Here is a 14501-nt window from a genome sequence, read left to right as displayed (position 1 = left end):
GTGAGACCTACCTAGCGGCAACAAGAGATACGGGGATCGTCTCACCCCCGGTAACCGTCTCGCAAGGCGGGGTTCACCGAGGCGCCCCTCGCCGCAAGGTCCTTCGACCACGGGGAGGGGCGGCCAGGAGGTCCGGTCACCCTCCGAACGGATGGAACTCGTCGTAGGCGTCGGCGGCCTCGTCGTGCTCGGCCTGCCGGTCGCGACGCCGGCTCGCCGCGGGCCGCGGCGTGTCGAAACGGTGGTCCTCACCGCGCCGCCCCAGCATCTCCGCACCGGCCGCCAGCGACGGCTCCCAGTCGAAGACCACCGCGTCGTCCTCCGGCCCGATCGCGACGCCGTCGCCCGCCTTCGCCCCCGCCTTGACCAGCTCGTCCTCGACACCGAGCCGGTTGAGCCGGTCCGCGAGGTAGCCGACCGCCTCGTCGTTGGTGAAGTCCGTCTGCCGCACCCAGCGTTCGGGCTTCTCGCCACGCACCCGGTACAGCTCGCCGTCGTAGGTGACGGTGAACCCGGCGTCGTCGACGGCCTGCGGCCGGATCACCACGCGGGTGGACTCCTCGGCCGGGCGCGCCGCCCGCGTCTCCGCCACGATCCCGGCCAGCGCGAACGACAGTTCCTTGAGCCCGGCGTGCGAGACCGCGGACACCTCGAAGACGCGGTAGCCGCGCGCCTCCAGGTCCGGCTTGATCATCTCCGCCAGGTCCTGCCCGTCGGGCACGTCGATCTTGTTGAGCACGACCAGCCGCGGCCGGTCCTCCAGCCCGCCGCCGTACGCCCGCAGCTCCGCCTCGATGACGTCGAGGTCGGTCACCGGGTCGCGGTCGGACTCCAGGGTCGCGGTGTCCAGCACGTGCACCAGCACCGAGCAGCGCTCGACGTGCCGCAGGAACTCCAGGCCCAGCCCGCGGCCCTGGCTCGCGCCGGGGATCAGCCCGGGCACGTCGGCGATCGTGTAGACCGTCGAGCCGGCGTTGACCACTCCGAGGTTCGGCACCAGCGTGGTGAACGGGTAGTCCGCGATCTTCGGCTTCGCCGCCGAGAGCACCGAGATCAGCGAGGACTTCCCCGCGCTCGGGTAGCCGACCAGCGCCACGTCGGCGACGGTCTTCAGCTCCAGCACGATGTCCCGGGCCTGCCCGGGCACCCCGAGCAGCGCGAAGCCGGGCGCCTTGCGCCGGGTCGAGGCGAGCGCCGCGTTGCCGAGGCCGCCGCGGCCGCCCTGCCCGGCGACGTAGGTGGTGCCCTGGCCGACCAGGTCGGCCAGCACGTTTCCGTCCCGGTCCTGCACGACGGTGCCGTCCGGCACCGGCAGCACCAGGTCGCTGCCGTCCTTGCCGGAGCGGTTGCCGCCCTCGCCCGGCTTGCCGTTGGTCGCCTTGCGGTGCGGGCTGTGGTGGTAGTCGAGCAGGGTGGTCACGTCCTGGTCGACGACGAGGATCACGTCCCCGCCCCGCCCGCCGTTGCCGCCGTCCGGCCCGCCGAGCGGCTTGAACTTCTCCCGGTGCACGGAGGCGCAGCCGTGGCCCCCGTTACCCGCGGCGACATGCAGTTCGACGCGGTCCACGAAGGTGGTCATGGGTGCTTCCTCCAGAACGTACGGGTTTCCCACGGTTCTTACGGTCCTACTGGCCTTGTAACACGCCGAGGGCGGCCCCACTTCCCGGAGTCCGGGAAACGGGTCCGCCCTCGAAAGTTCTTACGGCTCGCCTCAGGCGGCCGGAACGATGTTCACCACGCGGCGACCGCGCTTCACGCCGAACTCGACCGCACCGGCGGACAGCGCGAACAGCGTGTCGTCCTTGCCGATGCCGACGCCGGAGCCGGGGTGGAAGTGGGTGCCACGCTGGCGGATGATGATCTCACCGGCGTTGACGACCTGGCCGCCGAAGCGCTTCACACCGAGCCGCTGAGCGTTGGAGTCGCGACCGTTCCGGGTGGACGATGCGCCCTTCTTGTGTGCCATCTCTCCTCAGTCCCTTACTTCGCAGCCGCGGCGGGGATGCCAGTGATCTTCAGCGCCGTGTAGTGCTGGCGGTGACCCTGGCGACGGCGGTAACCGGTCTTGTTCTTGTAGCGCAGGATGTCGATCTTCTGGCCCTTGTGGTGGTCCACGATCTCGGCCTCGACCTTGATCCCGGCGAGCACCCACGGGTCGCTGGTGACGGCTTCGCCATCGACGACGAGCAGCGTCGAGAGCTCGACCGCGTCGCCGACCTTGCCGGTGGGAATCCTGTCAACCTCGACGATGTCGCCGACGGCCACCTTGTGCTGGCGGCCACCACTACGCACGATCGCGTACACGCGGAACTCACTCTCTCGCTCGATTCGAAAACCCCTGATGCCAGCCACTCCATAACTGCCGCGGAGGGGCCTCTCCCGGGAAGCCCGGGAGGAATGTGCTCAGGCGAAGGCGCAGAAACGCCGAAGGTCAAGGCTACGGACCGCGTCCACCCGGGTCAAATCCGGCCAGGGTCGAGCAGGACCGCCCGGGTTGCCCGCGCCCCTTGGCAGTGGCTGCACTGACCAGGGGCACGTGGGGGCACCACCCAGGCGAAGCTCTGGGGGAGAACCGCGCGGCGAACCGCCGTGGACCGCAAGGTCCCTTACGGCGCTGACGGGGCACCCCGGAGGGTCCGCCTCGCTACTCCGCGGGCGAACTCGCCTTCTTCGTCGCGGCCTTCTTCGTCGTCGTCTTCTTGGCCGCCGTCTTCTTCGTCGCGGCCTTCTTCGCCGTCTTCTTGGCCGCCGCCTTCTTCGCCGGGGCCTTGCGGGCCGCCCGCTTCTTGGGCTCGGCCCCGGCCTCCGCCGACGGCTCACCGTCAGCCTGCTCGGCCCGCTCGGCCTGGTCGGGCGCAGCCTCCGCAGGGGCGGCCTCGGCGGACGGTACGACCACCACCGCCGCTTCCTCCGCTGCCGCGGCCGGCGCCCCCGCGGGCGCGGTCGCCTTACGGGTGGCGCGACGCCGCGCACGGGCCGGCGGCTCCGTCGAGACGGCAGGCTCCGGCTCGGCCTCGGGCTCGGGCGTGGCCGCCACGGGCTCCGCGCTGACCACGACCACCGCGGCCTCCTCGGCGGCGGGCGGCGCCCCGGCCGGGGCGGTCGCCTTGCGGGTGGCGCGGCGGCGCGTACGGGCCGGCGGCTCGGTCGAGACGACCGGCTCCGGCTCGGCCTCGGCCGGCTCGACCTCGGGCTCGCTGACCGGGACGACCACGACGGCCGGCTCCGGCTCGTGGTCCGCCGCGGCGGGCGCGCCCGCCGGGGCCGTGGCCTTGCGGGCACCGCGGCGCCGGCCACGGCCACGGGAGCCGTTCGCGGCGGCCTCCGCCTCCGCGGCGCTGCCGAACCACTCCTCCTCGGGGTCGCCGACCGCCGGCACCAGGTCCGACTCGCCGACCTCGATCGGCTCCAGCTCCGGGAGTTCGGCCTCGTCGCCCTGCGCCTGCTCGGCCTCCACGGCCGTCTCGTGCTCGTGGTCGTGGTCGTGCTCGCCCACGCCGGCGCCACCACGGCGCCGCTTGCGCTTGCCGCCGCCACCGGTGGTGGTCGCCTGGTCCATGTGGACGATGACGCCCCGCCCGTTGCAGTGCACGCACGTCTCGGAGAAGGACTCCAACAGCCCCTGGCCGACCCGCTTGCGGGTCATCTGCACCAGGCCGAGCGAGGTGACCTCGGCCACCTGGTGCTTGGTCCGGTCCCGGCCCAGACACTCCAGCAGCCGGCGCATCACCAGGTCGCGGTTGGACTCCAGCACCATGTCGATGAAGTCGACCACCACGATCCCGCCGAGGTCGCGCAGCCGCAGCTGGCGGACGATCTCCTCGGCCGCCTCCAGGTTGTTGCGGGTGACGGTCTCCTCCAGGTTGCCGCCCTGCCCGGTGAACTTGCCGGTGTTGACGTCGACCACGACCATCGCCTCGGTCTTGTCGATCACCAGCGAACCGCCGGACGGCAGCCACACCTTGCGGTCCAGCGCCTTCAACAGCTGCTCGTCGATCCGGAAGTTGGCGAAGACGTCGACCTCCGACGTCCAGCGCGACAGCCGGTCGACCAGGTCGGGCGCGACGTGCGAGACGTACTCGTGCACGGTGGACCACGCCTCGTCACCGCTGACGATGACCTTGGAGAAGTCCTCGTTGAAGATGTCGCGGACCACCCGCACCGTCATGTCCGGCTCGCCGTACAGCAGCGTGGGCGCGTTGCCGCTCTTGGACTTGCGCTTGATGTCCTCCCACTGCGACTGGAGCCGCTCCACGTCGCGGCGCAGCTCGTCCTCGCTGGCGCCCTCGGCGGCGGTGCGCACGATGACGCCCGCGTCCTCGGGGACGACCTTCTTCAGGATGGACTTCAGCCGGGCCCGCTCGGTGTCGGGCAGCTTGCGGCTGATGCCGGTCATCGAGCCCTCGGGCACGTAGACCAGGTAGCGGCCGGGCAGCGAGACCTGGCTGGTCAGGCGGGCGCCCTTGTGGCCGATCGGGTCCTTGGTGACCTGCACGAGCACCGGCTGGCCGGACTTGAGCGCGGACTCGATCCGGCGCGGGCCGCCGGACATGCCCAGCGCCTCGAAGTTGACCTCGCCCGCGTACAGCACGGCGTTGCGGCCCTTGCCGATGTCGACGAAGGCGGCCTCCATCGACGGCAGCACGTTCTGCACCTTGCCGAGGTACACGTTGCCGACGTAGGAGGTCGACTGCTCCTTGTTGACGTAGTGCTCGACGAGGACGTTGTCCTCCAGCACGCCGATCTGGGTGCGGTCGCCGTTCTGCCGGACCACCATGACGCGCTCGACGGCCTCGCGGCGCGCCAGGAACTCGGCCTCGGTGATGATCGGCACGCGGCGGCGGCCCTGCTCGCGGCCTTCGCGGCGGCGCTGCTTCTTCGCCTCCAGGCGGGTGGAGCCCTTGATGGACTGCACCTCGTCGGAACCGGTGCCGCCCTCGTAACGGGAGCGCGGCTCGCGGACCTTGACGACGGTGCGCTCCGGGTCGTCGGTGCCGGTGGCGGCCGCGTGGTCGTCGCCGCCGTCCGAGCCGCGGCGGCGACGGCGGCGCCGGCGGCGGCTGCTGGAGGAGGAGCCGCCCTGGGCGTCGTCGTGGTCGTCGTCGTGCGCGGCGCCGTTGTCGTCCTCGTCGTGGCCCTCGGCCGACTCGTCGGACTCGTCGTCGGAGCCGTTGTCGTCGTGGTCCTGGTCGCCGGACTCACCGCGGCGACGGCGGCGGCCGCCGCGGCGGCGACGGCGGGACGGGCGGTCGTCGCCGTCCTGGTCGGCGTCGGAGCCGTCGGCGCCCTCGGCGCCGTCGTGGTCGTCGTGCTCGTCCGCCTCGTCCTGGTCGGCGGCGGCGCCGGCCCGCGCGGGCTCGGCCTCCTGCTCGTCGGCCGCGGCGGGCGACTGCTCGGGGGCGGTGCCGCGACGGCGGCGACGGCGCCGGGGGGTGCGGTCGTCGTCGGCCTCGGTGTCGGCCTCCGCGCTCTCGTCGGAGGTCGCGGCCGGCTCGGCGGCAGCGGCGGGTGCGGCCTCCGCGGGGGCGCCGGCCTCGGGGGCCTGGAACACCGGCGGCTGGAAGACCGCGACGGCCGGGCGGGTGGCGCGGCGGCGGCCGCGGGTGGGCGCCTCCTCGGCGGGCTCGGCGGCGGCGTCGGCCGCGGGCGCGCCGCTGGTCTCGGCGGTCTCGGTGCGCACGTCGATCGTGATGGACTCGACGGGAATCCCGAAGGCCGCGGCGAGGGCGTCGGCGGCCTCGGCGGTCGCGTCGGCGACGGTCTCGCCGTAGCCGCGGATCTCGTACGCGTCGTCGATCTCGACGCCCCAGCCGTCGCCGTCGCGCAGCGCCCGGCCGGTGTACGGGTGGTGGCCGGTGGCGTCCTCGCGGGGCGCGAGCGCGCCGGGCTTCAGCCGCCGCAGGCCGTCGCCGGCGGAGAAGGTCGGTACGGCGGCGCCCTTGCGGCCGCGGCGGCGGGAACGGCCGCCGCTCTGCTGCTCGTCGGCGGCCGGCGCGGATGCCTGTGCGGCAGCCGGTGCGGGCGCCTGCTCCGGGGCGGGCTCGGGGGCCGGCGCGGGAGCGGCGGAGCCGCGGGTGGCCCGGCGGCGGGTGCGCGCGGGGGCGGCGGGGGCCTCGTCGGCGGGGGCGCTGGCGGGGGCCTCCGCTGCGGGGGTCGCGGGGGCGGCCGGGGTCTCGGCCTCCTCGGCCGGGGCCGGGGCCGGGGTACCCGCGGGCGCGGTCGCCTTGCGGGTGGCGCGGCGGCGCGGGCGGGCGGGCGCCGCGCTCTCGTCGGCGGCGGGCGCGCTCTCCTCCGCGGCGGCGGGGGTGGCGGGGGTAGCGGCGGCCGGGGCGGTCACCGTCTCGGCGGCGGGGGTCTCCTCGGCGGCGGCAGGCGCACCCGCCGGAGCGGTCGCCTTACGCGTGGCACGACGACGCGGACGCGCCGGAGCGGCCTCCGCCTCACCCTCGGCAGCGGGCTTGTCCTCCGTGGGAGCGGCCTCGGCGGCCGGGGTCTCCTCGGCAGCGGCAGGCGCACCCGCCGGAGCCGTCGCCTTACGCGTGGCACGACGACGCGGACGCGCCGGAGCGGCCTCCGCCTCACCCTCGGCAGCGGGCTTGCTCTCCGTGGGAGCGGCCTCCGCGGCCGGGGTCTCCTCGGCAGCGGCAGGCGCACCCGCCGGAGCCGTCGCCTTACGCGTGGCACGACGACGCGGACGCGCCGGAGCGGCCTCCGCCTCACCCTCGGCAGCGGGCTTGCTCTCCGTGGGAGCGGCCTCCGCGGCCGGGGTCTCCTCGGCCGGGGCCGCGGCGGCGGACTTGCGGGTGGCGCGGCGGCGGGGTGCGGCCGGGGCCGCCTCTTCCGTGCCTGCGGCGCCGGACGTGTCGGTGGCGGTGTCCGCTCCGGGCGGGCCCGCCGGGCGGGACGCGGCGCGACGGCGGCGGCGGGGTGCCGCGCTCTCGTCGGCCGCGGCGCCGGAGGAAGTGGTGTCCGGGGTGGAACCCGGGGTGGTCTCGTCGTTGTCGGGCATTCGGGCAGTGCTCCCGTCGTGCCCCCGGGCGCCGCGCCTGGAGTTCCGGGGTCGGCGGGCCGCTTGGGTCGCGGTGGCCGTCCTCCGGGGGCGCGGGCGCCGCACGGGGGCTGCTGTCTCGCTCATCGGCCCGCCCCGGTGGGGGGCCGACGAAAGTCTCGTGTGGTCAGCGTCGCCGGACCCGGGTGGCTCCCTGGTGCGTCGGCAACGCGTCGACGCCGTACCTAGGCGGAACCGGCAGGTACCGCCACAGCGTCGCGATCTGGCGCGAGCGGGTCGGTGACCGTGCCGGACTCCTCGTCGAGCGGCCCCTGCGCCAGCCTGGTCACCGCTACGGGGACCGGCGGCGCGAGGTCGGCCGTCGCATGGAGGCCGGACAGTACGTCGTCGGGTCGCACGGCAGGTGTCAGGTGTCGTACAACCAGGCGCAGTATCGCACAGGCGCCGCTCCGCGGCGCGCCGGGACCCGGATCTGCCGCGTCCGTGTCCGCCGCACCGGCCGCCGCGTCGGCCGCGGAGACGACCTCGAACCGCGCGACGGCGGCCCGGCAGTCGAAGGTGCGGACGCCGTTCTTGGTGGTGCGCTGTACTTCCACGGTCTCGGCGGCGAGGAACGCGGCGACGGCCCGGCGGGCCTCGTCGGGCTCGACGCCGTCGAGCCTGAGCTGCCACACCGACGCCTCCAGCCGCTCGGCCAGGCCCGACGTGCGGGCGTCGACCGCCTCGATGACGTCGAGGCCGGTGGGCAGCGACTCGTCGAGCAGCAGCCGGAGTTGCTCGGGGTCGCGCGGTGCGGCGAGCGCGATCTCCAGATACTCCGCCTCGCTGCCGACGCCTGTCGGCGCGGCGTTCGCGTATGACACCTTCGGATGCGGGGTGAACCCGGCCGAGTACGCCATCGGCACCTCGGCGCGGCGCAGGGCCCGCTCGAAGGCGCGCTGGAAGTCGCGGTGGCTGGTGAACCGGAGGCGGCCGCGCTTGGTGTACCGCAGGCGGATGCGCTGCACCGCCGGTGCCGGCGGCGGGCCCTCTGGCTGTCGCTTGCCCAGTGTCGCTCAGTCCTTCGTGTCGGGTCGTGTACCACGCGCCCGCGTGCCCATTCCGGCGCACCCGGGCGTCCCTGCACCTCCAAGGTTACGCCGCATGCCACAGGCCTCGCGCCGCCCGCGATCCGGCCTGTGGACAACCGCCCGCCCGCGGTCGCGACGACGCCTCCCGTGCACCTGCTCCCCCGCCCGCCCCATCCGGTGCCCGGCGCCCCCGCCCGCCGCCCACCGACCCGCGCGGCTTCCGCCGCTGTTCATCCCGCGCTCCCTCCCTCGCCATCATGGTCTCGTATTCATAACGGGTCTGGACCCAACTTCCGGGCGGCGGGTATCCCGTCCGCACCCGCTCGCCGCCGCCCGCGTACCCACCCAGCAAGGAGCCCAGCCCGTGACCTCCCCCTTCGTGTCCCGCCGCGCGCTGCTCGGCGGCGCCGCCGGCGCGGCCGCGCTGACCGCGTTGCCGATCAGCGTGCGGCAGGCGCTCGCCGCACCCGCCCGCCCCGGCCGGCTGGAGGACATCCAGCACGTCGTGGTCCTCATGCAGGAGAACCGCGCCTTCGACCACTACTTCGGCACCATGGCCGGCGTCCGCGGCTACGGGGACCGCACCGCCGTGCGCGGCGTCAACGGCCGGCCCGTCTGGGACCAGCCGGACCCCTCCCGCGCCGAGGTCTACCTGGCACCGTTCGCGATGGACGCCGCCCACACCAGCGCCTACCAGCAGGGCGCTGCCGCGTTCGGCTACGGCGACAGCATGAACGCCCGCAACGACGGCATCGGCGACGGCTACGTCACCCGGCGCGACAGCGGCCGGCTCGGCCAGGGCTACTACGCCCCCGCCGACATGCCCTTCTACAACGCGCTCGCCTCGGTCTTCACCATCTGCGACAACTACCACGCCTCGATCGAGACCAGCACCAACCCCAACCGCGAGCACTTCATGACCGGCACCAGCGGCGGCAGCCTCCGCGAGTTCCCGGTCATCGACAACACCGAGGTGTCCGCCGGCTACGAGTGGACGACGTACGCGGAGCGGCTGCAGGCGGCCGGGATCAGCTGGAAGACCTACCAGGCGCAGGAGAACTTCGACGACAACGCGCTCGCCTGGTTCTCCGCCTTCCACCAGGCGAAGCCCGGCCAGCCGCTGTACGACCGCGGTCTGGCCCGGGCCGGTGACGCGGCGAACGCCGGCAACCCGTGGGCGATGGGCGACGCGCTGGTGGCGGCGTTCGGCGCCGACGTGGCCGCGGACGCGCTGCCGCAGGTGTCCTGGCTGGTGGCGCCGGCCGCGCTGTCGGAGCACGCCAGCTACGCGCCGCCGGACGGCGAGAACCTGACCGCGCGGCTGCTGGCGGCACTGGCCGCGAAGCCCGAGGTGTGGGCGAAGACCGCGTTCTTCCTCACCTACGACGAGCACGGCGGCTTCTTCGACCACCTGCTGCCGCCGGTGCCGCCGCTCGCGGCCGGCCGCGGTGACTCGACGGTCTCCACCGACGGCGAGGTCGTGGTGCGGGTGGCCAAGGGCGGCAGCACCTTCTACCGGGTGGTGGACCAGCGCGGCCGCTACCGGGTCGCGGCCGCCGACGGCACCCTGAGCTGGTCGCCGAACCTGCCCGCCGGGGAGACCGTGACCGCGGGGCCGTTCCCGCTGGGGCTCGGCCTGCGGGTGCCGATGATCGTGGCCTCGCCGTGGACCCGCGGCGGCGCGGTCGACTCGACCGTCTTCGACCACACCTCCGTGATCAAGTTCCTGGAACGGCGGTTCGGGGTGCACGAGCCGAACATCAGCGCCTGGCGGCGCGCGGTGACCGGCGACCTCACCTCGGCCTTCGACTTCTCCGGCGACGAGCCGCGGTGGCCGTCGCTGCCGGACACCAGCGGCAACCGGCAGAAGGTCACCGACACCGGCAAGCTGCCCGCGCCGACCGTGCCGAGCCCGCAGGTGCGGCCGGTGCAGGCGCGCGGCACCCGCACCGCGCGCCCGGTGCCGTACACGCTGAGCACCCGGGGGCGGCTGCGCGGCGGCGCTCTGGAGCTGGACTACGCCAACTCCGGTACGCAGGCCGCGGTGTTCGCCGCCTACCCGGCGCCCGGGGTGAAGCCGCGGTTCTTCACCGTCGGCGCCCGCAAGCGGCTGTCGGACTCCTGGAAGGTCGGCGCCGACGGCTACGACCTGCGGGTGCACGGCCCCAACGGCTCGCTGTGGCACTTCCGCGGCGGCCAGGGCGACACGTCGGAGGCGGTGTTCACCGAGGACGTCCACCGCCGCGAGCTGCGGGTCGAGCTGCGCAACGGCGGCCGCCGCGCCCGCACCTTCACCGTCGGCGACCTCGCGTACGGCGGCGGCACCCACGAGGTGCGGATCGACGGCGGCCGGACCCGTACGGTGACGCTGCCGGTGGCCCGCGAGGGCTGGTACGACGTGGCGGTCGGCGCCGGGGACGACCTGTTCTGGCTGCGCCGGGCGGCCGGGCGGCTGGCCGACGGACGGCAGGGCGTCACCGACCCGGCGATGGGGCTGCCGGACGCGCTCGTCGCCGAGGTCGCGCTCGCCTCCGGCTCGACCACGGTCGACGAGCCGGTGGTGGTGCCGGGCGCCCCGGCCACGGTGTCGGCGGTGCTCACCGCGCCGGACGCGGCGGTCGACCGGATCGAGGCCGCGCTGGTGGTGCCGGCCGGCTGGTCGGTGCGCACGCTCGCCGCCCCGCCGCAGCGGCTCGCGCGCGGCGCCTCGGCCACGGTGCGCTGGCAGGTCACCGCGCCGGCCGTGCTGGCGAACGTACGCGGCCGGGCCGGATCGCGGGTGGCGCTCGCGGACGGCGAGGTCGCCGCGCGCACCGCGCCCTCGATGAAGGGCTACCTGCTCGGGGAGGACTTCGAGTCGCTGGCCGGGCAGTTGAAGCCGGCGGTGAACCTGAACGTGCCGGCGGGCGTGCTCGGCTGGACCGCGACCCCACCGGCCGGCTGGTCGGTGACGAACGCGCCGGGCATGCCGCAGGGCACCGCGGAGGAGCAGGGCTGGTCGTTCATGACCAAGCGGTTCTGGCTCGCGTCCGACAGCCAGGACCGCGGGAGCTTCACCCGCGGGCTGGGCATCGTCGCGGTCGCCGACCCCGACGACTGGGACGACACCGGATCACCGTCGTCGAAGGGGCGGTTCGACTCCACGCTCAGCTCGCCCGCGGTCGCGATCCCGTCCGGTACCGCGCAGTTGTACCTCGGCTTCGACTCGCACTACCGGCAGGAGGCGCCGCAGACCGCCACCGTCACGGCCGCGTTCGACACCGGCGAGGAGACGGTGCTGCTCACCTACAGCGGCGCCGCCACCGGCAACGACAACGCCGGCGGCGACGCGGAGAACCAGCTGATCACCCGCAAGATCGCGGTGCCGGCCGGGGCGGCCGCGGTGACGCTGAAGTTCCGGATGTTCGACGCCGGCAACAACTGGTACTGGGCGATCGACCACGTCCGGCTGGGCCTGACCCCGGTCACGGACTGACCCCGAATAGCCTTGCGGGGAAGCGGAATTGACGAACCGTCACTCCGATTGCCACGCGGCCTACTTGCTCATGTCCGGCGGCGGCCCGAAGCCGCCGCCGGGCGCGGGCGGGAGCGGAGACGCGGGCGCGGGCGGAGGCGGAGGGGCCTGCCGCGGTGCCTGCCGCGGGGTGCCGAACAGCGCGGACCCGACGGCCCGCCGGGCGTCGGCCAGCGCGACCCGGACCGGGTGCAGGATCTCCCGGCGGACGAAGCGGAGCACCGCGCCGATCACACGGAGGACCGGCGCCCCGGTGTAGCGCCAGACGAAGGCGATCGGCAGGAAGACCAGCACCCGGAAGAACCAGCCGATGCCGCGGCCGATCAGCCGGGCCACGTACGCCCCCGCCTGCCAGGCGGCCGCGACCGCCGCACCGATCTCCCGCCCGACCGGCACCAGCGCCTTCTGCCACAGGAAGACCAGCGGCACCACAAGGAGGTGCTCCAGCAGCCAGGCCAGGCCGATCACGACCCACCGCAGCCCGTAGCGCCACAGCGCCACCACCGGCAGGACCAGCACCCAGCGCACCACGAACGACACGGCCAGGCCGATCGCCCGCAGCACCGGGAACAGCACGTAGGTCCACAGCCACACGGCGGGGATCACGATCAGCACCCGGCCGACCGGCACCAGGACATGGCGCCAGATCGCGGAGAGCAGCAGGCCGAACGCGCGCAGCGGCGGGTACAGGACGTACTGCCACAGCGCCCGGCACACCCAGGCCAGCGCGTCCCACAGCAGTTTCAGCGGCAGCACGACGACGAACGCGACGACGCGCACGGGTATCCGGACGACGGCGGCGACGCAGCCGTCGCCCTGCCCCTGGGGGCCCTGCGGAGCCCGTGGCACGCCCGGCGGCCGCGGTCTGTCGTAAGCCATGGCCAGAACTTATCGGACCAGTGCGGGGTACCGTGGGAGTACCGGAGGCATTTCGTGCGCGGGCACTCGCGCCGGCGCCGCCGTCGGAACGGTCGAGCGCGGTCCGCCGTCGTCGTACGGGCACCGCGCGGCGAGGTGAAACACCGATGACCATCGCCATAGCCCTCGCAGTGATCGCGGTCGTGGCCGTCGCGGGCGTGTGGGTGCTCCGCAGACAGGCGGGCGAGCAGCGCGACGGCGGTCCCGCACCGCACATCGAGGACGGCCCGCCGGCCGGCGCCGAGGAAGGCGCCGAGGTCCAGCCCGCCGCCGACTTCCCCTGGCGGGAACCCCCCGAGGAGCGCCCCGGCGACGACGGCCTCCCGCCACCCCACGACCTGCCGCCGTCCGCCTCCCCGGACGCCGTGCCCGCCGGCCCCTTCCCGGTCCGGCGCGACCACGAACCTGGAGCGTGACATGACCACAGGCCGCGCCCTTCCCCGCCCCGGCGCGGACGTGACCTACCCGAACCCGCCACGCGACCCCCCGGCGGAACAGCCCGTCCGCCTCGCGCTGACCGGGTCGGCCGCCGGGCCGCAGCGGCTCGACGGCGTCTGGTGGCCGCGCTCGCACGACCTCGGCGACTGCCTGCCCAGCCTGCTGGCGGCGCTGGAGGAACGCTGGCCCGGCATCGGGCGCGTCACGGTCAGCCGCTCGATGTGGCGCCACCGGCCCGAGTCCCTGGAACTGCCCGACGGCCGGACCGTGCACATCACCCGCTCCCCGGCCGACCCCGACCGCCACACCATCCGGCTGGTCTCCTACGGCGTGGGCCGCTGCGACCTGCTGGTCGTCCCGCCGGGCACGGCTCCCGACGAGGCCCGCCGGCTGATGGCCGAGTCCCCGCCCGGGGCCGCGCCCGCGCGCTGAACGGGCCGGTCGCGGCGCCCTCGCGAGGAGTAAAGTCGAACGTGCCGAGGGTATTTCGTGCACATATGACATGATTGCTGCCGCTTTCGGTGGTCGTCTCGACCCATCGAGGATGTGACTGCCATGGTCGCCCTGGTCACGGCGTTGATCGTCATCGCCGTCATCGTCCTGATGCTGCTGGCGCTGAGCGTCCGCAACGTGCAGCAGTACGAGAAAGGCGTGGTGTTCCGGTTCGGCCGGCTGCTGCCGGAGATCCGCGAGCCGGGCCTGCGGCTGATCCGGCCGATCGGCGACCGGATGCGGAAGGTGTCCATTCAGACCGAGGTGTTCGGCGTGTCACCGCAGGGCGCGATCACCGCGGACAACGTGACGCTGACCGTGGACGCGGTGGTCTACTTCCGCGTGGTCGACCCGGTCAAGGCACTGGTCAACGTGACCAACTACCCCGCCGCGGTCTCGCAGATCGCGCAGACCTCGCTGCGGTCGGTGATCGGCCGCGCGGACCTCGACACGCTGCTCTCCGACCGCGTCCAGGTCAACGCCGAGCTGAAGAACGTGATGGACGCCCCGACCGAGGGGCCCTGGGGGCTGCGGATCGAGCGGGTCGAGATCAAGGACATCGCGCTGCCCGAGTCGATGATGCGGTCGATGTCCAAGCAGGCCGAGGCCGAACGTGAACGGCGTGCCCGTGTCATCGCCGCCGACGGCGAGTTCCAGGCGTCGCAGCGCCTCACCGACGCTGCGGCGACCATGGCCGACACCCCCGGCGCCCTCCAACTGCGCCTGCTCCAGACCGTGGTGGACGTGTCCTCGGAGAAGAACAGCACCCTCGTGATGCCGTTCCCGGTGGAGCTGCTGCGCTTCTTCGACCGGCTCAGCGACAAGGACGGGCAGTCCCCGACGACAGGTTCGACGCTCACACGGCTCGCGGACGAAGCCGCGACGGACGGCGCCGGCACGGACGGCCGCCCGGCGGACGGTGCCCACGTGGCGGACGAGCCGTCCACCGAGGGCGCCCACCTGGCCGAGGCGCCCTCCGCCGACGGCGTCCGCGGGCTCACCCCGCACGGCTGACCGCACGGCTGAGGACCCCGGCAGTTCCCGGCACGGTGCGGGCCCG

Annotated in this window: 10 protein-coding genes; 4 read left to right on the top strand and 6 right to left on the bottom strand. The window is 74.4% G+C overall.

The window, feature by feature from the left end:
• Positions 1-136: 136 nt before the first annotated feature.
• From obgE to OG896_RS26895, 5 genes are all read right to left on the bottom strand, one after another.
• Positions 137-1579 carry a GTPase ObgE gene (gene obgE, locus OG896_RS26915; protein WP_329369436.1) on the bottom strand — a complete coding sequence of 481 codons (1443 nt, stop codon included), beginning with the start codon at positions 1577-1579 and terminating at the stop codon, positions 137-139.
• Positions 1580-1711: 132 nt separating this feature from the next.
• A complete protein-coding gene (rpmA, locus tag OG896_RS26910) occupies positions 1712-1966 on the bottom strand; it encodes a 50S ribosomal protein L27 (RefSeq protein WP_202233703.1) in 255 nt (84 codons plus the stop codon).
• A gap of 14 nt (positions 1967-1980) precedes the next feature.
• Complete coding sequence (rplU, locus tag OG896_RS26905; protein ID WP_328464128.1) at positions 1981-2304, bottom strand: 50S ribosomal protein L21; 324 nt, start codon at positions 2302-2304, stop codon at positions 1981-1983.
• Between the two features lie 340 nt (positions 2305-2644).
• Positions 2645-7009: an Rne/Rng family ribonuclease gene (locus OG896_RS26900; protein ID WP_329369433.1), complete on the bottom strand. Its 4365-nt coding sequence runs from the start codon at positions 7007-7009 to the stop codon at positions 2645-2647.
• A 224-nt stretch (positions 7010-7233) separates the two neighbouring features.
• A complete protein-coding gene (locus OG896_RS26895) occupies positions 7234-8016 on the bottom strand; it encodes a TIGR03936 family radical SAM-associated protein (protein ID WP_329369432.1) in 783 nt (260 codons plus the stop codon).
• A 427-nt stretch (positions 8017-8443) separates the two neighbouring features.
• On the opposite strand from OG896_RS26895, the gene OG896_RS26890 reads away from it, so the two are divergent.
• Positions 8444-11554, top strand: coding sequence for a phosphocholine-specific phospholipase C (locus OG896_RS26890; protein ID WP_329369430.1), 3111 nt, complete (start codon positions 8444-8446; stop codon positions 11552-11554).
• A 60-nt stretch (positions 11555-11614) separates the two neighbouring features.
• Here OG896_RS26890 and OG896_RS26885 read toward each other — a convergent pair whose 3' ends face one another.
• Entirely contained in the window at positions 11615-12472 is an 858-nt protein-coding gene (locus OG896_RS26885; RefSeq protein WP_329369428.1) for a hypothetical protein, read from the bottom strand.
• A gap of 146 nt (positions 12473-12618) precedes the next feature.
• Between OG896_RS26885 and OG896_RS26880 the strand changes: the two genes are divergently transcribed.
• The 3 genes from OG896_RS26880 (at position 12619) to OG896_RS26870 (ending at position 14455) form a co-directional block, all read left to right on the top strand.
• Positions 12619-12927 (top strand): hypothetical protein, encoded by a 309-nt coding sequence (locus OG896_RS26880; RefSeq protein WP_329369426.1) that lies wholly within the window; start codon positions 12619-12621, stop codon positions 12925-12927.
• A gap of 1 nt (position 12928) precedes the next feature.
• Positions 12929-13381 carry a DUF5994 family protein gene (locus OG896_RS26875; protein ID WP_329369425.1) on the top strand — a complete coding sequence of 151 codons (453 nt, stop codon included), beginning with the start codon at positions 12929-12931 and terminating at the stop codon, positions 13379-13381.
• A gap of 123 nt (positions 13382-13504) precedes the next feature.
• On the top strand, positions 13505-14455 hold the full coding sequence (locus OG896_RS26870) for an SPFH domain-containing protein (protein ID WP_329369423.1): 951 nt from the start codon (positions 13505-13507) through the stop codon (positions 14453-14455).
• The last annotated feature ends 46 nt before the right edge of the window (positions 14456-14501 follow it).

The organism is Streptomyces sp. NBC_00669, assembly GCF_036226785.1.
Taxonomy (GTDB): domain Bacteria; phylum Actinomycetota; class Actinomycetes; order Streptomycetales; family Streptomycetaceae; genus Actinacidiphila.
This window is presented reverse-complemented; position numbering and strand designations above follow the sequence as displayed.

What these genes read in the sequence shown, in the direction of transcription:
- obgE (WP_329369436.1), bottom strand. Translation starts at nt 1,579, where the DNA reads ATGACCACCTTCGTGGACCGCGTCGAACTGCATGTCGCCGCGGGTAAC.
- rpmA (WP_202233703.1), bottom strand. Translation starts at nt 1,966, where the DNA reads ATGGCACACAAGAAGGGCGCATCGTCCACCCGGAACGGTCGCGACTCC.
- OG896_RS26900 (WP_329369433.1), bottom strand. Translation starts at nt 7,009, where the DNA reads ATGCCCGACAACGACGAGACCACCCCGGGTTCCACCCCGGACACCACT.
- OG896_RS26885 (WP_329369428.1), bottom strand. Translation starts at nt 12,472, where the DNA reads ATGGCTTACGACAGACCGCGGCCGCCGGGCGTGCCACGGGCTCCGCAG.
- OG896_RS26880 (WP_329369426.1), top strand. Translation starts at nt 12,619, where the DNA reads ATGACCATCGCCATAGCCCTCGCAGTGATCGCGGTCGTGGCCGTCGCG.
- OG896_RS26875 (WP_329369425.1), top strand. Translation starts at nt 12,929, where the DNA reads ATGACCACAGGCCGCGCCCTTCCCCGCCCCGGCGCGGACGTGACCTAC.
- OG896_RS26870 (WP_329369423.1), top strand. Translation starts at nt 13,505, where the DNA reads ATGGTCGCCCTGGTCACGGCGTTGATCGTCATCGCCGTCATCGTCCTG.